Source organism: Pseudomonas sp. LABIM340 (genome assembly GCF_040017195.2).
Taxonomy (GTDB): domain Bacteria; phylum Pseudomonadota; class Gammaproteobacteria; order Pseudomonadales; family Pseudomonadaceae; genus Pseudomonas.
Genome location: NZ_CM200227.1, coordinates 5,710,328 through 5,727,638 on the forward strand (window position 1 = coordinate 5,710,328; position 17,311 = coordinate 5,727,638).

At 65.7% G+C, this 17,311-nt stretch carries 15 protein-coding genes; 5 read left to right on the plus strand and 10 right to left on the minus strand.

Going from position 1 to position 17,311, the window contains the following annotated elements; all coding sequences use genetic code 11:
• Positions 1–11 precede the first annotated feature (11 nt).
• The gene (locus ABKS89_RS26315) at positions 12–788 is read right to left on the minus strand and encodes a ferredoxin--NADP reductase (protein WP_024764776.1); all 777 of its coding nucleotides are present in this window, start codon (positions 786–788) and stop codon (positions 12–14) included.
• Positions 789–894: 106 nt separating this feature from the next.
• A complete protein-coding gene (locus ABKS89_RS26320) occupies positions 895–1,887 on the minus strand; it encodes a TRAP transporter substrate-binding protein (RefSeq protein ID WP_348588227.1) in 993 nt (330 codons plus the stop codon).
• A 337-nt stretch (positions 1,888–2,224) separates the two neighbouring features.
• Here ABKS89_RS26320 and ABKS89_RS26325 point away from each other — a divergent pair, with 337 nt between their 5' ends.
• On the plus strand, positions 2,225–3,349 hold the full coding sequence (locus tag ABKS89_RS26325; RefSeq protein ID WP_348588228.1) for a methyltransferase: 1,125 nt from the start codon (positions 2,225–2,227) through the stop codon (positions 3,347–3,349).
• A gap of 65 nt (positions 3,350–3,414) precedes the next feature.
• On the plus strand, positions 3,415–4,278 hold the full coding sequence (locus ABKS89_RS26330; RefSeq protein ID WP_348588229.1) for an alpha/beta fold hydrolase: 864 nt from the start codon (positions 3,415–3,417) through the stop codon (positions 4,276–4,278).
• Positions 4,279–4,392: 114 nt separating this feature from the next.
• Here ABKS89_RS26330 and ABKS89_RS26335 read toward each other — a convergent pair whose 3' ends face one another.
• From ABKS89_RS26335 to ABKS89_RS26355, 5 genes are read right to left on the minus strand one after another with little or no spacing between them, the layout of a single operon-like run.
• Entirely contained in the window at positions 4,393–4,959 is a 567-nt protein-coding gene (locus tag ABKS89_RS26335) for a nucleotidyltransferase family protein (RefSeq protein WP_348588230.1), read from the minus strand.
• Entirely contained in the window at positions 4,956–5,927 is a 972-nt protein-coding gene (locus ABKS89_RS26340; protein ID WP_348588231.1) for an XdhC family protein, read from the minus strand. Before ABKS89_RS26340 ends, ABKS89_RS26335 begins: the two co-directional genes overlap by 4 nt.
• Positions 5,928–5,930: 3 nt before the next feature.
• Positions 5,931–7,142: a c-type cytochrome gene (locus ABKS89_RS26345; RefSeq protein WP_348588232.1), complete on the minus strand. Its 1,212-nt coding sequence runs from the start codon at positions 7,140–7,142 to the stop codon at positions 5,931–5,933.
• A 2-nt stretch (positions 7,143–7,144) separates the two neighbouring features.
• Complete coding sequence (locus tag ABKS89_RS26350; RefSeq protein ID WP_024764769.1) at positions 7,145–7,684, minus strand: (2Fe-2S)-binding protein; 540 nt, start codon at positions 7,682–7,684, stop codon at positions 7,145–7,147.
• On the minus strand, positions 7,677–10,508 hold the full coding sequence (locus ABKS89_RS26355) for a xanthine dehydrogenase family protein molybdopterin-binding subunit (RefSeq protein WP_348588233.1): 2,832 nt from the start codon (positions 10,506–10,508) through the stop codon (positions 7,677–7,679). Before ABKS89_RS26355 ends, ABKS89_RS26350 begins: the two co-directional genes overlap by 8 nt.
• A gap of 321 nt (positions 10,509–10,829) precedes the next feature.
• Between ABKS89_RS26355 and ABKS89_RS26360 the strand changes: the two genes are divergently transcribed.
• Positions 10,830–12,041, plus strand: coding sequence for an MFS transporter (locus tag ABKS89_RS26360; RefSeq protein WP_138214179.1), 1,212 nt, complete (start codon positions 10,830–10,832; stop codon positions 12,039–12,041).
• A gap of 84 nt (positions 12,042–12,125) precedes the next feature.
• On the opposite strand, the gene ABKS89_RS26365 is transcribed toward ABKS89_RS26360, so the two are convergent.
• The 3 genes from ABKS89_RS26365 to ABKS89_RS26375 are packed head-to-tail and all read right to left on the minus strand — an operon-like array spanning position 12,126 to position 14,734.
• Positions 12,126–12,275: a DUF2474 domain-containing protein gene (locus ABKS89_RS26365; protein ID WP_081520058.1), complete on the minus strand. Its 150-nt coding sequence runs from the start codon at positions 12,273–12,275 to the stop codon at positions 12,126–12,128.
• Positions 12,276–12,286: 11 nt separating this feature from the next.
• Positions 12,287–13,294 carry a cytochrome d ubiquinol oxidase subunit II gene (gene cydB, locus ABKS89_RS26370; protein WP_138214178.1) on the minus strand — a complete coding sequence of 336 codons (1,008 nt, stop codon included), beginning with the start codon at positions 13,292–13,294 and terminating at the stop codon, positions 12,287–12,289.
• A 3-nt stretch (positions 13,295–13,297) separates the two neighbouring features.
• Positions 13,298–14,734 (minus strand): cytochrome ubiquinol oxidase subunit I, encoded by a 1,437-nt coding sequence (locus ABKS89_RS26375; RefSeq protein ID WP_081520056.1) that lies wholly within the window; start codon positions 14,732–14,734, stop codon positions 13,298–13,300.
• A 477-nt stretch (positions 14,735–15,211) separates the two neighbouring features.
• Between ABKS89_RS26375 and ABKS89_RS26380 the strand changes: the two genes are divergently transcribed.
• Together ABKS89_RS26380 and ABKS89_RS26385 are read left to right on the plus strand one after the other, a co-directional pair.
• A complete protein-coding gene (locus ABKS89_RS26380) occupies positions 15,212–15,991 on the plus strand; it encodes a MetQ/NlpA family ABC transporter substrate-binding protein (protein WP_081520055.1) in 780 nt (259 codons plus the stop codon).
• 118 nt (positions 15,992–16,109) lie between these two features.
• A complete protein-coding gene (locus ABKS89_RS26385; protein ID WP_348588234.1) occupies positions 16,110–17,300 on the plus strand; it encodes a trans-sulfuration enzyme family protein in 1,191 nt (396 codons plus the stop codon).
• Positions 17,301–17,311 lie beyond the last annotated feature (11 nt).

Here is a 17,311-nt window from a genome sequence, read left to right on the forward strand (position 1 = left end):
TCGGACAAGGCTTACCAATAGTTTTCCACGGCGATCTGGCCGGGCTTGCGCGTCAGCGCCAGGCTCATGCCACGGGCCTTGAGCACGGCGCGGGTGTCCTCGATCATCTGCGGGTTGCCGCAGAGCATCACCCGCGAATGTTCCGGGGTGAGTTCCAGACCGGCGGCGCGTTCCAGCTCGCCATTCTCGATCAGCGTGGTGATCCTTGCGTTCAGGCAACCGGGCACTTGCTCGCGAGTGACTACCGGGATGAACTGCAGCTTGTGGATATGTTCGGCCAGATGCTCCATCGCGCCGAAGCTGGCGATCAGGTCGCGATAGGCCAGTTCCTTTTCCTCGCGGGCGCTGTAGACCAGCTTGATGGTCTCGAAGCGTTCCCACACCTCGAAGTCCTGCAGGATCGACAGGAACGGCGCCAGGCCGGTGCCGGTGGAGAGCAACCAGAGGTCGCGGCCATCGGGGAAGCGGTCGAGGGTGAGGAAGCCGAAGGCCTGGCGATCCACCAGCAACTGGTCGCCGACGCGCAGGCGGCTGAGCTCGCTGGTGAATTCACCGCCGGGGACGACGATGGAGAAGAATTCGAGGAAGTCGTCGTGGGGCGCCGAGACCATCGAGTAGGCGCGCCAGACGATGCTGCCGCTGGGCTTGTACACGCCCAGGCGGGCGAACTGCCCGGCGCGGAAGCGGTAGCCGCTGTCGCGGGTGGTGCGCAAGGTGAACAGGCTCGGGGTGAGCGTCTGCACCTCCACCAGGGTCTGGCGGGTGAACTTCTCTTCGCTGGCGGTCATCGTCCGCTCCTTTGCAGGCAACGGCCCATTTTCCCGTATTCCCGGCGCGAGAAACACCCGCAAGGCTTGTGGCTATCCAGGGAGATCGCCACAAGCCTGCTCTGGATCAGTGCTTGCGGTTCACCACCTGGGCGGCGCGCAGCACGTCGGTGCCGATCTCGCCCTCGAACTGCTTCCACAGCGGCTGCATGGCGGTGCGCCAGGCTTCGCGCTCGGTCGGGGTCAGGGCGATGATGCGCGACTTGCCGTTGGCGACCACGTGTTCGCGCTCCTTCTGGTTCAGCGCCTCGGCGTCCTTGTTCACCTCGACGGTAACCTCTTCGACGATGCTTTCCAGCTGGGTGCGCACCGGGTAAGGCATGCTGTTCCAGAACTTCTGGTTGCTGATCACCATGTAGCTGAGCACACCGTGGTTGGTCTCGGTGATGAACGGCTGGGCGCTGTCGAGCTTCTGGCTGCCGATGTTCGACCAGGTGTTCTCGGTGCCCTGCACCTTGCCGTCCTGCAGCGCCTTGAGGGTCTCGGCGAAGGGCATTTTCACCGCCGTGGCGTCGAGCAGGCCGAACTGGGCGTTGATCACCGAAGACGGCTGGATACGGAAGGCCAGGCCCTTGGCATCGGCCGGCGCGCGCAGTTCACGGTTGGCCGAGAGCTGCTTCATGCCGTTGTTCCAGTAAGCCAGGCCGTAGATGCCCGAGCGCGCCATGGAGTGCAGCAGTTCGCGGCTCTTGTCGCGTTTCTGGAAGCGCTTCACCGCCTCCAGGTCGTCGAACAGGAACGGCAGATCGAAGACTTCCAGCTGCTTGGTGTAACCCTCGAACTTCGACAGCGACGGCGCCAGCATCTGCACCTTGCCGTCCTGCAGCGCCTGCAGCTCGTCGGCATCGCCGAAAAGCGTGGAGTTGGGGAACACCTCGACCTTCACCTGGCCGGCCAGGCGCTCTTCCACCAGCTTCTTGAACAGCAGCGCACCGCGGCCCTTGGGCGTGTCATCGGCGACGACGTGGGAGAACTTGATGACGATGGGCTCTTCGGCGAAGGCCGGTTGAGCCACGAGGAAAAGGGCGGACAAGGCCACCCCGAGCAACGACTGGTACATCGATATCCTTATGCAATGGCAATAGCCCGGCGCGCGAACGACTGTCGCGTGTCGAGGATTCGTGAAGACTTGGAAGAGTGGCCGTCGGTCGGCGGAGCGCAGCTCCGGGATCGGGCCCTACCGGGTCGCATGGACCGCCCGGTTATTATTGGGATGCCGCCACGCAGACGAAGGCGGGGCGGATAGGTCATAATTTTTCGGTATAACGCTGGCCCGCACAAGCCATTGCGAGTCAACCACGTCTCAATTTAATGACAAAATCGTTGCAATAAGCCACTACTCATTGCCAACGAAGCAACACCTCTATCTCAGCCATTTCCGTCGTTTCGAGAGTCCCATGCCCGTCCTCGCCAGCCCCTTCGCCCAGCTCGACCTGGTCCGCCACCCCGAACAGCGCGAAGACCCGCTGCAGGCCTTCGATGCGGCCGACGAGTACCTGCTCAGTCATCTCCATGAGCAAGGCGTCGGCGCGGACAGCCGTGTGCTGGTGCTCAACGACAGCTTCGGCGCCCTCGCCGCCAGCCTCGCGCCCCATGTGCGCCTGACCAGCAGCGGCGACTCGCACCTGGGCTTCATCGCCCTCGAGCGCAACCTCGAACGCAACGGCCTCGCCGAAGCGCCACTGACCTTCGTCCCCGCCAGCGAAACCCCGCAAGGCCCGTTCGACCACGTGCTGATCCGCGTGCCCAAGACGCTGGCACTGCTGGAAGAACAGCTGATTCGTCTGCACGGCCAGCTCGCGCCAGGCGCCAAGGTGGTTGCCGCCGGCATGATCAAGCACCTGCCACGTGCCGCCGGCGACCTGCTGGAAAAGTACATCGGCCCGATGCAGGCCTCGCTGGCAGTGAAGAAGGCCCGCCTGCTGGTGGCAACGGCCGAAGAGCGCCCCGCGCCCTCCTCGCCCTACCCCAGCCGCTACCGCCTGGAAAAACCTGCTCTGACGCTGCTGAATCACGCCAACGTGTTCTGCCGCGAAGGCCTGGACATCGGCACCCGCGCCTTCCTCCCGCACCTGCCGCAAGTGCACCACGCCGTGCGCGCGGCGGACCTGGGCTGCGGCAACGGCGTGCTGGGCATCGCCTTCGCCCTGCTCAACCCGCAGGCCGAGCTGACGCTGGTGGACGAGTCGTACATGGCCGTGCAGTCCGCGCGGGAGAACTGGCAGGCCGCCCTGGGCGACCGCCCGGTGGACATCCACCCCGACGACGGCCTCGCCTGCCAGGCCGCCGACTCCCTGGACCTGATCCTCTGCAACCCGCCCTTCCACCAGCAGCAGGTGGTCGGCGACTTCCTCGCCTGGCGCATGTTCCAGCAGGCCCGCGCCGCGCTGGTAACCGGCGGCGAGCTGTGGATCGTCGGCAACCGACACCTGGGCTACCACGCCAAGCTCAAGCGGCTGTTCCGCGGCGTGGATCAAGTGGCGGCAAATCCGAAATTCGTGGTGCTGAAAGCGACCAAATAAGCGCTCGGGATTGCTCCGGCCGTCGTGCCGGAGCAGCATGGTTCGCCCCCACCCGGATGCGCGCCATGACCGCACAAGAAGCCGCCCTCCTCCCGCCCGAACTGATCCGCACCGCCGACGGCGTCGATCTCGCCTTGCACCGCGTAGGCCCGGCAGACGGCGTGCCGGTGGTGCTGACCCACGGCACCTTCTCCAACCACCGCAGTTGCCTCGGGCTGGCCAACTACCTGGGCAGCCAGGGTTTTGCCTGCTGGCTGTTCGACTGGCGCGGACATGGCGACAGTGGGCGCAACGATTTCCGCCACAGCTTCGACGACGTGGCCGAGCAGGACGTGCCGGCGATTCTCGATGCCGTGAGCCAGCGCACCGGGCAGGCGGCACTGCACTGGGTCGGCCATTCCGGCGGTGGGCTGATCGTCTCGATGTGGGCGGCGCGCCATCCCGAACTGGCGCAGCGACGGTTGCGCTCATTGGTGCTGATCGGTTCGCAGGCCACCGCGGCCGGCACCAGTCCGCGGCACTGGCTGATGCTCCAGGCTTTCGACTGGATGCTGCGCTGGCGACGGATCGCGCCCAGCCGCGCGAAGAGCGTTGGGCCCGAGGCGGAAAGCGCCCGGCTGATGCGCCAATGGTGCCAGTGGAATTTCCGCCGAAGTTTCGACTCGCTGGAAGGCTTCGACTATCTGGCCGGACTGGGCGGCGTAGAGCTACCGGTGCTGGGCGTGGCGGGCAGCGGCGATACCTTTATCGCGCCGGTCGCCGGGTGCGAGGCGCTGGTGAAGGCGTTTGGCGGAACGGAGGCGAAACTGGAGCTGTTCGGGCTGGCGACCGGAGCGCGGGAAGATTACAGCCATAACCGCCTGCTGCTGTCGCGCAATGCCAGCCTGGAAGTCTGGCCGCGCATCGCCCAGTGGCTGGCACAGCGCTGACTCGTAGGGCGCATAACTTGGAACAGGTTATCCGCTGGTGGCTTTTGCGGCGGATAACGCTGGCGCGTTATTCGCTCTACGCGGCTGCCAGACTGTCGCGGGCATGGCCCGCTCCTACAGGTTCAGTGCGGCCGGGGTGTCGACGTCGCGCAGCACGCCTGCGTCAGTAACTTCCAGGGTGATGCAACGATCTCGATTGGCCTGCACCACCGTGCGGGCGCCTTCGTCGCCGGTAAGCTGTGTCAGCGCCGGCCAGAACTCGCGGCCGAACAGCACGGGGTGGCCGCGCTGGCCGTCGTGAAGCGGGAAGAGAATGCCCGAGGCGCTGGCCGCATCGGTTAACGCACGCAGGGTTTGCGGAGCTATCCACGGCATGTCGCCGAGCAGGATGGCCACGGCCTCAGCCTGCGAGTCGCTCAGCGAAGCCGCTCCAGCCGCCAGGCTGTGCCCCATGCCCAGTGCCGCGTCCGGGCTGTGGATAACCCGGCAACCCACGGGCAGACCGAAATCCTCCGCCTGCTCGCCGTCACGCAGCACCACCCGGACTTCATCGAATACCACCTGCGCGCGTTCGACGCTGTGCGCCAGCAGGCTGCGCCCGTCAGGCAAGGTCGCGCGGCGCTTGTCCGCGCCGAAGCGCGAGCCCTGGCCGGCGGCCAGGACCAGCGCCACGACCGTCACAGCGCCTCGCGGGCGATGCCGCTGCGGGTGCGCAGGATGTCGGCGAGCACGGCCAGGGCGATTTCCGCCGGGGTCTTGCTGCCGAGGTTGAGGCCGATGGGGGCATGCACGCGCGCCAGGTCAGCGTCGTTCAGGCCGCCGATGCGGTGCAGGCGTTCGCGGCGCTTGTCGGAGGTGGTGCGCGAGCCCATCACGCCGATGTAGAAGGCCTCGGTGCGCACGGCTTCGAGCATCGCCAGGTCGTCGATCTTCGGGTCGTGGGTCAGGGCAACCACGGCGGTGTCCGCGTGGCAGCCGCCGTTGGCGATGAAGATCGACGGCAGTTCGCGGCGGATTTCGATGCCGTCCAGCACCACGCCATCCAGCGCCTCTTCGCGGGGATCACAGAGGATCACCTCGAAGCCCAGGCCCTTGCCGAACTCCGCGCAGAAGTGCGCAACGCTGGAGTAACCCGCCAGCAGCAGGCGCTGCGCAGCGCCGACGCGCAGGCGCACGCCAGCTTCGTCGCGTTCGACCCGCGGGCCATGCTCGTGGTCGTCGCTCAGGCGGCGACTGCCGTCCTGCAGGTTCACTTCGCGCAGCAGGCGGCGCTGGCCGAGCAGCGCCGATTCCAGTTCGCGCAGGTGGGCCTGCACGTCGCAATCGGGCGCGAGGTTTTCCACCAGCACGTCGAGGATGCCGCCGCAGGGCAGGCGGATATTGCTGCGGGTATCGGTGCCGTCGCCGTAGCGCACGACGACTACCGGCTCGCTGAACTCGCCTTCGGCGACACGTTCGAGGAAGTCATCCTCGACGCAGCCCCCGGACAGCGAGCCCACCCACTGGCCGCTGGCGTTGACCGCCAGCAGCGAGCCCGGCGCGCGGGGCGCCGAACCATAGGTGAAGAGCACGCTGCACAGCCACACGCGCTGCCCGGCATTGGACCACTGGAGCGCCTGCCGGACTACTTGCAGATCGAGATGCTGCACGACTCACTCCGCCTTGAGTTGAGCGACCTGTTGTACGCCCATGTCACCCGGCAAGCCACCCCAGGCCTGGCGCAGGTAGTTGATGAGGTCGGTGAGCTGCTCGTCATTGAGCTTGTCGGCGAAGCCCGGCATCGGCTGCATGCGCTCGAAACCGGTGAATTGCTGCTCGCGGATGCCCTCGACAATGACCTTGGCCAGGTTGCGCGAATCGGCCAGGCGCAGAGTGGTGTTGCCCTGCATGGCCACGGCAATGTGCGGCTTGCCCTCGCCGTCGTTGCCGTGACAACCGGCGCAGACGTTGAGGTATTGCTGGCGGCCACGCTTGGCACTGTCGCTGAGCTTGTCCTCGGTCACGGCCTGGACCACCTTGGCCTGCGGCGGTTGTTCGCCGAGCAGGTAGGTCGACATGGCAGCCAGGTCCTCGTCACCCAGGTGCTGGGTGCTCAGGTGCATCACCGGGAACATCTCGTTGAACATGCTGCCCTGCGGGCTCATGCCGTGCTTGAGGAAGCCGGTGAGATCGCTGCTGGTCCAGCCGCGCTCGGCCAGGTCCTGGGCCAGCAGGCTCGGGGCGCTGTAGCCGTTGAGCAGGCCGCCGGTGAGGCGCTTGTCCTGCTGCAGGGCGCCGATCTGGTTACGCGGGGTGTGGCACTCGCCGCAGTGGCCGAGCACTTCCACCAGGTACTGCCCGCGCTGGTACGCCGCGCTCTTGCCCTCGGCGTTTTCCAGCTGGACGCTCTTGCCGTAGAGCATGTTCCAGCCCGACAGCCCCATGCGCACGTTGAACGGGAAGCTCAGGCTGGTTTCGGGCGCGGCGCGGTGCACCGGCGTCTGGCTCATCAGGTAGGCGTAGAGGGCATCGCTGTCCTCGCGCTTGATGAGGTGGTACGAGGTGTAGGGCATGGCAGGGTAGAGATTGGCGCCGTCCTTGCGCTTGCCTTCGGTGAGAGCAGCGAAGAAGTCGTCGGCGCTGTAGTTGCCAATGCCGAACTCCTTGTCCGGGGTGATGTTGCTGCCGTAGATGGTGCCGAACGGCGAGTGGATCGGCAGGCCGCCGGCGAACGGCGCGCCGCCCTCGGCGGTGTGGCAGGCCATGCAGTCGGCGGCGCGGGAGACGTACTCACCGCGCTTGATCAGCTCCTGGTCGGCCGCCTGGGCACTGATCGCAAGGCCGAGGCTGACGGCCAGCGTGAGGCCGGAAAGAATGCGCTGCATGCTTAGCCCTCCTTGACCAGGCCGAGATCGGTCAGCACTTCACGGGTGGCGTCGTAGTAACGCACGTACCCGGTGCAGCGACAGATGTGGTGGCCGAGGCTCGCCTCGATGGTGGATTCCAGTTCGCTCTTCTTCAGCGGCTGGCGCTGGGCCTTTTCCACCAGCACGGTGGCGGCATTGACGAAGCCCGGTGCGCAGTAGCTGCACTGGAAGGCGAAGCGGTCGACGAACTTCTGCTGGATCGGGTTCAGTTCCTTCACCGAACCGTCTTCCTCGCGCTTGGCGTGGCCCTCAATGGTGCGCACCTTCTTGCCTTCGAAGTAGTGCGCGCCGGTGATGCAGGTGCGGACTTCCTCGCTGGTGCCGTCGGGATTGTCGACGATCACCACGCAGGCGTGGCAGATGCCCTGGCCGCAGCCCAGGCGCGAGCCGGTGAGGTTCTGGTATTCGTGCAGGTAGTCGATCATCGGCAGGTCCTCGGGAACCTCGACCGGACCGACGGTTTGACCATTCAGGGTCAGGTTGAGCGGACGGTTAGCCATGGAGGGCCTCCTTGATGCGAGCGGGGGTGATGGGCAGGTCGCGGACGCGCTTGCCGATGGCGTGGGCCACGGCGTTGCTGATGGCGCCGACCACCGGGATCATCACCACTTCGGCGATGCCCTTGGACGGGTCGCTGGGCGACAGCGGCGGAAGGATTTCCGAGCTCTGCTGCCAGACGGCCACGTCCTTCGCCTTCGGGAGACGGTAGCGGTTGAAGTTCCAGTCGCCCTCGCCCGGGCCACCCTCGTACAGCGGCATGTCTTCCAGCAGCGCATGGCCGATGCCCATGGCGGTACCGCCTTCGATCTGCCCTTTCACCAGTTCCGGCACCAGCACGCGGCCGCACTCGATCCAGCTGTGGTGGTTGAGCACGGTGACTTCGCCGTTGCCCTTGTTCACTTTCAGCTCGACGATGGTCGCCACCGGGCTGTAGTAGGTCACCGCAGCGTTGTTCAGCTGCACCGGCGGATAGGCCACATTCTGGCGGTCCAGCAGGTGGAAGCCGGCGCTGTTCATCTGCGCCTTCTTCACGCCGGGAGCGCCGTCGCCGTATTTCACGGCCAGGGCGTCCAGCGGCAGGCGGTCGCGCACGCCGTCGATGACGTAATCGCACTCCGCCCAGCTCCAGCGGTTGAAGCCGTGGACGGTAGCGCCGGTGACCAGGCCCTTGTCGTGGGCGACCTTGGCCAGCTCGGCGAACGACAGCGGCTCCAGGCCGTTGGCGGTGAGCTTGCCGTCGACCCAGTGGGCGTCTTCGCGGCGCACCACCAGCGGGTTGGCCGCGCCGTTGAACGGGCCGCGACGCCAGATTTCCAGGGCCGCCGGCCACAGGCCGTGGTTGAACAGCACGCGCGCCGCTTCACGGGTGGCATGGCTGAAGTAGTAGGCCGAGTTGGTCGCCGACGACGCCGAGGCGTACTTGCCGACCCAGCGCGGGTTGCGCAGCTTCTCGTCCTGGGTGGGCTGGTTCATGGTGTAGGGGTCTTCGCCGCTGAGCAGCTGAAGTTCCGGCCACTCGGTCTCGGCGGTCTTCATCTCGTCCGCCGGTTTGCCGAGGAAGTCGGCCACCACCAGCGCCTGGGAAGTGGACATGCCCGTGCCGATCTCGATGCCGATATGGCGCATGTGCACCTTGCCCTGTGCATCGAACTCGATGCTCGCCATGGGCGCTTCGGAGCCGGTGCCGAAGTCCTTCTGGCAGATGGCGAAACCAACGCCGTACCAGTGGTCCGGATCCTTGGCGTCCATCTCTTTCTTGCGCGCGTCGCGGGTCTTCCACCACTCGTGGGCAGCGGCCTTGTCGAGAATCTCATGCAGGCGCAGAGCACCGGCAGGGATCGCGCCCTGGGTGTTCTTCATGCCGGACTTGAGTGCGTTGACGCGGCGCAGCTCGATGGCATCGACGCCCAGGCGACCGGCGATCTCATCCACCATCATCTCGGTGGCGGCCATGCTCTGCAGGGTGCCGTAGCCACGCATGGAACCGGCCTCGACGGCGCGGGAATGGTAGGCGGTCACCTGCAGGTCGTTCTGCGGCATGTAGTAGATCGACTGCGCAGCGGTAGCGCCCACGGCAGCCACGGACGGGCTGTAGTTGATGCGGCCGCCGCCGTCCACGCTCATCTCGGTGCGGAAGATCTTGAAGGTCATGTCCTTCTTGTCCACCGCCAGTTGGTAGCGAATGTCGAACGGGTGGCGCTTGATGCCGCTCTGGAACTGCTCGTAGCGGTCATTGGCCAGGCGCACCGGTACACCGTTGCCGTACAGCGCAGCCAGGGCCGCGTAGTAGACGAAGATGTTGTGGTCCTTGGAGCCGTAACCCACGGTGTAGCCGGGGTGCATGTTCAGCTTGGCCAGACCGAAGCGCGACGGGGCGATCATGTGCGCCGTCTCGAAGGCAGCCTCGAACGGGCACTGGGTGGCGACCACGAAGTGCAGGGTCTTGCTCGCCGGGTCGTACCAGCCGTTGCCGTTGTCCGGCTCCATGGCGGCCGGCTCGATGGACGGGGTCTTGTAGCGCTCGTCGAAGACCAGCCAGTTCTCCGGCGGGTTGTCGATCTGGTCCTTGATCTTCTGCGCGTAGAACAGGCCCTGCTCGGTGAGATCACCGTGCTGGTTGGGCTGCTGGTTCCACACCGGTTTGCGCTCGCGGATCATCGGGAAGAGGATCGAGTCCTTGAGGCTGGAGAACTCGTCCGGATCGGCCGAAGTCGCGCCGCCGACACGTACGTAGCGGAAGCTGCCGTAGGGATCGCCCTGGTACAGCGGGGCCTGCGCGCCGTAGCGGATCGCCTTGTCGTTGAACTTCATCTTCAGCTTGGCCTGACGGAAGCGCTCGAAGTCGTTCCAGATCAGGATGGCCACCGGGTGGCCGATGAACATCGGCACCTTGCCGCGCGGCAGCAGCGGGTCCGGGGCGTGGGCTTCGGGGAAGACGATGCCGTCCTTGTCGAGGTCCTCGGCGGTGACGATGCGGTCGGGCTGCAGGTCGGCGCCGAGCCAGGCAAGGTCGATGCCGTCGAAGATACGATCGGCCTTGATGGTCTTGAGCAGCATGGCGTGGCCCTGCTGCTGCGGCCAGCCGGGCATGTCCTTGGAACGGATGTCGCGGGCGAACACCTTGTTGCCGCAGACCTTGGACAGCGCGTCGTTACGGAAACGCGCCTTGCCGTCGTGGCCCATCCACTGCTGGGGGGAGACGGTGACGGAGTTTTCCATCAGGGCAGCGAAAGCCCGGCTGCCGAGCGGCGCCATGGTCACGCTGACACCGGCAATCAGCCCGCCTTGCAGGAAGGCGCGCCGGGAAATATCACGGTTGGACATGGTTCATCCTCTGGACGGTGAAGGCCCGCCCATGTCGTTTTTTCTGTGCTGGAGAGAGTTCGGAGGCCGCGGATTCGCGGGCGTCTCGGGGATGGCGCCGAAGGAAGGATCCTGCAGTAAAACCTGACTCTTCTGTCAACTTTAACGCACCTCAATAGTGCGAAGCAAAGTCAATCGGGCGGCTTGTCGCGGCGATGAAAATTTTAGTCGACGCATCGAGACTATTCGCCAATTGCGGGTTTCGCCGACGACAGGCGTAAAAGTGTTACAGCGTGCTACGCTGCGCAGCCCTTGCTTAGCCTCCTAACAAAAGCACTTTCCATGACCGCCGAAGCCACGTCCCTGCTGCGTCACCGCCCCTTCCTCGCCTTCTGGCTCGCGCGCGTCTGCACCGCCAGCGCCTTCCAGATGATCACCGTGGCCATCGGCTGGCACATCTACGAGCTGACCCACAACGTGCTCGACCTCGGCCTGGTGGGATTGGTGGAGTTCACCCCGCGCGTGCTGTTCATGCTGCACACCGGCCACGTCGCCGACCGCTACGACCGCCGCCGCATCGCCTCGCTGTGCCAGATCGGCCAGGGCCTGATCGCTGTCGCGCTGGTGATTGGCGCCAGCACTGACAACGTGACCCGCGAGATGATCTTCGTGATGGCCTTCTTGCTGGGCACCGCACGGGCCTTCGAGATGCCGACCACCCAGGCGCTGCTGCCAAACATCGTGCCCACCGCGCTGTTCCCGCGCGCCGTGGCGGCTTCAGCCTCGGCGATGCAGGCGGCGACCATTGCGGCGCCTGCCTTCGGCGGTTTCCTCTATGCCTTCGGCGCCTTCTGGGTCTACACGCCGACCGCAGTGCTGTACTTCATCGCCTGCACCCTGGTGCTCACCTTGCCCAAACGCCAGGCGCCGGCGGCGCAGGGCAAGGCAACCCTGGAATCGCTGCTGGCCGGCATCCGCTTCATCCGCAGCCGCCCGGACATCTTCGGCGCCATCTCCCTGGACCTGTTCGCCGTGCTGCTGGGCGGCGCCACCGCGCTGCTGCCGGTGTTCGCCAAGGACATCCTGCTCACCGGCCCCTGGGGCCTGGGCCTGCTGCGTTCGGCGCCGGCGGTGGGTGCGCTGCTGATGTCGTTCTGGCTGGCGCGCTTCCCCATCGAGCGCAACGTCGGGCGGATCATGTTCCTCGCCGTGGGCATTTTCGGCGTCACCACCATCGCCTTCGGCCTGTCGACGTCCTTCTGGTTCTCCCTGGCAGTGCTGGTGGTGCTGGGCGCGGCGGACATGATCAGCATGGTCATCCGTGGCGCCTTCGTGCAGCTGGAAACCCCGGACGAGATGCGCGGCCGGGTCAGCGCGGTGAACGGCCTGTTCATCGGCGCCTCGAACCAGCTGGGCGAGTTCGAGTCCGGCCTCACCGCCCACTGGCTCGGCACCGTGCCGGCGGTGGTGCTCGGCGGCGTCGGCACGCTGGTGGTCACCGGGGTGTGGATGAAGCTGTTCCCCACCCTGGCCAAGCGCGACAAGTTGCACTGAAAAAAATCCCCCGCAGGAAGCACCTGCGAGGGATGTGGGAACGGGCACCGCGGACGGCGCCCGGATGGGATCGATTGCGCGGATCTAGTGCGGTGTGCCCAGCCCCGCCGCGCTCATGAACAGACGCATCAGCCAGGCTGCGATACCCAGGCCGGCGACGCTCAGCGCCCAGATCAGCACCAGCCAGCCCAGCCGCTTGCGCAGCGGCGCCTTCTGCGGTTCCTCGTGAGTCATGCTGCGCACCTCTAGTGGTAGCCGTCGCCGTGCTTCACCTTGCCGCGGAACACGTAGTAGCTCCACGCGGTGTAGACGAGGATGAAGGGGATGATGAACAGCGCGCCCACCAGCATGAAGCCCAGGCTCTGCGGCGGGGCTGCGGCGTCCCAGATCGACATCGACGGCGGGATGATGTTCGGCCACAGGCTGATGCCCAGCCCGCTGTAGCCGAGGAAGATCAGCGCCAGGGTGAGCAGGAACGGCTTCACATGGTCATTGCGCGCCACCGAGCGCAGCAGGCCGTAGAAGGTCAGCAGCACCAGCAGCGGCACCGGCAGGAACCAGAACAGGTTCGGCAGGCTGAACCAGCGCTGGGCGATGTCTTCGTGGGCCAGCGGAGTCCACAGGCTGACGATGCCGATGATTGCGAGCAGCACCAGCGCCAGCGGTTTGGCCAGGTCATGCATGCGTTCCTGCAGGCGGCCTTCGGTCTTCATGATCAGCCAGGTGCAGCCCAGGAGGGTGTAGGCCACCACCAGGCCGAGGCCGCAGAACAGCGGGAACGGCGCCAGCCAGTCCAGCGAGCCGCCGGCGAAGGCACGGTTCTCCACCGGGATGCCTTCGATGAAGGCACCCAGCGCCACGCCCTGGAAGAAGGTCGCCACCAGCGAGCCGATGATGAACGACTTGTCCCACAGGTGACGCTTGTTGGCCCGCGCCTTGAAGCGGAACTCGAAGGCCACGCCGCGGAAGATCAGCCCGACGAGCATCAGGATCAGCGGCAGGTACAGCGCCGAGAGCACGGCCGAATAGGCCACCGGGAAGGCGCCGAACAATGCCGCGCCGCCCAGCACCAGCCAGGTCTCGTTGCCGTCCCAGACCGGCGCGACGGTGTTCATCATCACGTCGCGGTCGCCCTCGTCCTTGAAGAACGGGTAGAGCATGCCGATGCCCAGATCGAACCCGTCCATCACCACGTACATCATCACGCCGAAGATGATGATGATCGCCCAGATCAGCGGAAGATCGATTCCCATGGCTCAGTTCCTCCCCGCGTCAGTGCTGTCATCATCGTCAAAACCCTCTTCGGTGGCCGACAGCGGCCGCGCGGCGGTACGTTTCTGGCCGGCGCCGCCATGGCTGGTCTCGCGGCCTTCGTGGGTGACCGGGCCCTTGCGCACCAGCCGCATCATGTAGCCGATGCCCACGCCGAACAGGCTGAAGTACACCAGAACGAACATCACCAGGGTCAGGCTCATCTGCGCGACGCTGTGGTTGGACACCGCGTCCGAGGTGCGCATCAACCCGTAGACGACCCACGGCTGGCGACCGATCTCGGTGGTGAACCAGCCGGCGAGGATCGCGATCAGGCCGGACGGTCCCATCCACAACACCAGATGGAGGAACGCGCGGTTCTCGAACAGCCGCTTGCGCCAGCGCAGCCAGACGCTCCACAGGCCCACCAGGATCATCAGCAGCCCCAGGCCGACCATGATGCGGAACGACCAGAAGATGATGGTGGAGTTGGGCCGGTCGGCTTTCGGGAAGTCCTTCAGCGCCGGGATCGGCTCCGTCAGGCTGTGGTTCAGGATCAGGCTGCCGAGTACCGGAATCTCGATCTTGAAGCGGGTTTCCTCGCGCTCCATGTCCGGCCAGCCGACCAGAATCAGCGGCGTCGGGCCCCCTTCGCTGTTGTCCCAGTGGCCCTCGATGGCAGCGATCTTCGCTGGCTGGTGCTTGAGGGTGTTCAGGCCGTGGGCGTCGCCCACCATGGCCTGGATGGGGGCGACGATCAGCGCCATCCACATGGCCATCGAGAGCATCTTGCGGATCGCCGGGTTGTCGCGGCCGCGCAGCAGGTGCCAGGCCGCCGAAGCGCCGACGAAGAAGGCGGTGGCGACGAACGAGGCGATCGCCATGTGCAGCAGGCGATAGGGGAATGACGGGTTGAAGATGATCGCCAGCCAGTCCACCGGCACCACGATGCCGTTGACGATCTCGTGACCCTGCGGGGTCTGCATCCAGCTGTTGGAGGCGAGAATCCAGAAGGTGGAGATCAGCGTGCCGATCGCCACCATCACCGTGGCGAAGAAGTGCAGGCCCGGGCCGACGCGGTGCCAGCCGAAGAGCATGACGCCGAGGAAGCCGGCTTCGAGGAAGAACGCCGTGAGCACCTCATAGGTCAGCAGCGGGCCGGTGACGCTCCCGGCGAAGGCCGAGAAGGCGCTCCAGTTGGTGCCGAACTGGTAGGCCATGACGAGGCCGGAGACCACGCCCATGCCGAAGTTGACGGCGAATATCTTCGACCAGAAGTGATAGAGGTCGCGGTAGACCTCCTCGTTGGTCTTCAGCCACAGGCCTTCGAGTACCGCCAGGTAGCTGGCGAGGCCGATGGTGATGGCGGGGAAGATGATGTGAAAGGACACGGTAAAGGCGAACTGGATCCGGGCCAGGTCGAGCGCCTCTAATCCGAACATGACGATTCCTCTTCAGGCTGACGCCAACCCCACGGAAGGGTCGGGCACCGTACCTTGCGCATGCGCAGGGCGTTCTTGCGTGATGTCTGTGTTTCCAATGACTCAGTTTCGAGCCACCGATCTGGCGTCGGTTCGGGTTCTTTTTGCCGCTCAATCAGAATGGACCACCATCTGCATTGACGCCGCTCAAGAAACTGCATCGATCTTACGCGCCCGGCGGACGGTGGCTGGAGTGGTGGGTTGCCGCGCGACGGGGTGTCGCGCGACAGCTTGTCTCAGGGCAGGCCATGACACTCCATATGAACAAAATCGAATATGAAAATGAAAAATTAATATTTTATTGGAATAACAAGACCGGGTAACTTTCGCTGCAACCGCTGCCGAGTGAGCCGCGGAAAAAGAATCCACCGCCCGTACGAAGGCCCCATCCCGGCCGGCCCGGACGCCAGCGGTCATCTGCCCCACAAGGACATCGCAATGAAAAAGCTGCTGCTTCTGACCGCCCTCGCCGCTGCCTTCAGCACTACTGCCTTCGCCAACGAGAAGCTGGTGGTTGCTGCCACGCCGATCCCCCACGCCGAGATCCTCGAGCTGATCAAGCCGACCCTGGCCAAGGAAGGCGTGGACCTGGAGATCAAGGTCTTTACCGACTACGTACAGCCCAACGTGCAGGTTGCCGAGAAGCGCCTGGACGCCAACTACTTCCAGACCAAGCCGTACCTGGACAACTTCAACTCCGGCAAGGGCACCAACCTGGTCACCGTGACCGGCGTGCACGTCGAGCCCTTCGGCGGCTACTCGAAGAAGTACAAGTCCATCGACCAGCTGCCTGACGGCGCCACCGTCGCCATCCCCAACGAAGGCAGCAACAGCGGCCGCGCCCTGCTCCTGCTGCAGAAGGCCGGCGTAATCAAGCTGAAAGACCCGAGCAACGCCCTGGCCACCCCGAAAGACATCGCCGAGAACCCCAAGCACCTGAAGTTCAAGGAGCTGGAATCGGCCCTGCTGCCGCGCGTGCTGGACCAGGTCGACCTGGACCTGATCAACACCAACTACGCACTGGAAGCCAAGCTCAACCCGGTGAAGGACGCGCTGATCCTCGAAGACCGCAACTCGCCCTACGTGAACTACCTGGTGGCGCGCCCGGACAACAAGGACAGCGATGCCCTGAAGAAACTCTCCGCCGCCCTGACCAGCCCGGAAGTCAAAGCCTTCATCGAGAAGAAGTACAACGGTGCCGTGGTGCCGGCCTTCTGATCCGTCGCCCGGCCGCTGGCCGGGCGCAACGACTCCCACGCTGGGCGCGCCTTGAGCGCGCCCACTTCGACGCCGGTGGGCAGGTTCCACCGGCGTTTTTCTTTCCCAAGGACTTGCCATGAGCGACCACGCCAAAGGCTCCTCCACCCGCGCCGTGCATGCCGGTCACGATGCCGACCGGCGCATGGTCACCCGCGCCAAGAGCCAGCCGATCTACCAGAGCTCGGTGTTCGTCTACGACTCGCTGGAGCAGGTCGACGACTTCCTTGCCGGCAACCCCGACAACTACATGTACACGCGCATCGGCAACCCCAACCACAGCGCCGTGGAAGAGCTGCTGCGCGAGCTGGAAGGTGGCGAGGACGCGCTGTTCTCCGCTTCCGGCATGGCGGCCATTTCCGCCGCGCTGCTGGGCGTGCTCGGCGCCGGCGATCACCTGATCGCCAGCCGCGAGCTGTACGGCACCACCCAGAGCCTGATCGAGAAGGAACTGACGCGCTTCGGCATCGCCTCCAGCCTGCTCGACCTCAATGACCTGGCGGCGGTGGAAGCGGCGATCACCCCGACCACGAAGCTGATCTACACCGAGACCGCCTCCAATCCGCTGGTACGCATCAGCAACGTCCCGGCGCTGGCCGAGCTAGCCCATCGTCACGGCCTCAAGCTGCTGGTGGACAACACCTTCCTCTCGCCGGTGCTCTACCAGCCGCTGCGCGATGGCGCCGACCTGGTGATCCACAGCACCACCAAGTACCTCAACGGCCACAGCGACGCCATGGGCGGCGCGCTGGTCGGCGATGCGCAGTGGATCGCCGCCGCGCGGCGCTTCCAGATCAACGCCGGCGGCAGCGCCAGCCCCTTCGAGAGCTGGCTCAACTTCCGCGGCGCCAAGACCCTGGCCCTGCGCATGAAGGCCCACTCGCAGAACGCCCAGGCGCTGGCTGAAGCCCTCGAAGCGCACCCGCAGGTGGCCCGCGTGTTTTACCCCGGCCTGCCCTCGCACCCGGACTTCGAGCTGGCGCAGCGGCTGTTCCGCAAGGGCCATTCGGGCATGTTGAGCTTCACCCTGAAGGGCGGCCTCGACCAGGTCGACACGCTGATCGGCGAGCTGCAACTGGCCGCCTTCGCGCCGTCGCTGGCCGGCGTCGCCAGCAGCATCACCCACCCTGGCAAGACCTCGCACCGCGCGCTGTCCGCCGAAGCCCTGACCGCGCTGGACATCCACGACGGCACCATCCGTGTGTCGGTAGGCATCGAGGACAGCGAGGACATCGTCCGCGACTTCCTGCAGGCGCTGGACGCGCTGTAAGAGCAGAAGGA

Coding starts and splice junctions, on each gene's coding strand:
- ABKS89_RS26315 (WP_024764776.1), bottom strand. CDS start 788: ATGACCGCCAGCGAAGAGAAGTTCACCCGCCAGACCCTGGTGGAGGTG.
- ABKS89_RS26320 (WP_348588227.1), bottom strand. CDS start 1,887: ATGTACCAGTCGTTGCTCGGGGTGGCCTTGTCCGCCCTTTTCCTCGTG.
- ABKS89_RS26325 (WP_348588228.1), top strand. CDS start 2,225: ATGCCCGTCCTCGCCAGCCCCTTCGCCCAGCTCGACCTGGTCCGCCAC.
- ABKS89_RS26330 (WP_348588229.1), top strand. CDS start 3,415: ATGACCGCACAAGAAGCCGCCCTCCTCCCGCCCGAACTGATCCGCACC.
- ABKS89_RS26345 (WP_348588232.1), bottom strand. CDS start 7,142: ATGCAGCGCATTCTTTCCGGCCTCACGCTGGCCGTCAGCCTCGGCCTT.
- ABKS89_RS26350 (WP_024764769.1), bottom strand. CDS start 7,684: ATGGCTAACCGTCCGCTCAACCTGACCCTGAATGGTCAAACCGTCGGT.
- ABKS89_RS26355 (WP_348588233.1), bottom strand. CDS start 10,508: ATGTCCAACCGTGATATTTCCCGGCGCGCCTTCCTGCAAGGCGGGCTG.
- ABKS89_RS26360 (WP_138214179.1), top strand. CDS start 10,830: ATGACCGCCGAAGCCACGTCCCTGCTGCGTCACCGCCCCTTCCTCGCC.
- ABKS89_RS26365 (WP_081520058.1), bottom strand. CDS start 12,275: ATGACTCACGAGGAACCGCAGAAGGCGCCGCTGCGCAAGCGGCTGGGC.
- cydB (WP_138214178.1), bottom strand. CDS start 13,294: ATGGGAATCGATCTTCCGCTGATCTGGGCGATCATCATCATCTTCGGC.
- ABKS89_RS26375 (WP_081520056.1), bottom strand. CDS start 14,734: ATGTTCGGATTAGAGGCGCTCGACCTGGCCCGGATCCAGTTCGCCTTT.
- ABKS89_RS26380 (WP_081520055.1), top strand. CDS start 15,212: ATGAAAAAGCTGCTGCTTCTGACCGCCCTCGCCGCTGCCTTCAGCACT.
- ABKS89_RS26385 (WP_348588234.1), top strand. CDS start 16,110: ATGAGCGACCACGCCAAAGGCTCCTCCACCCGCGCCGTGCATGCCGGT.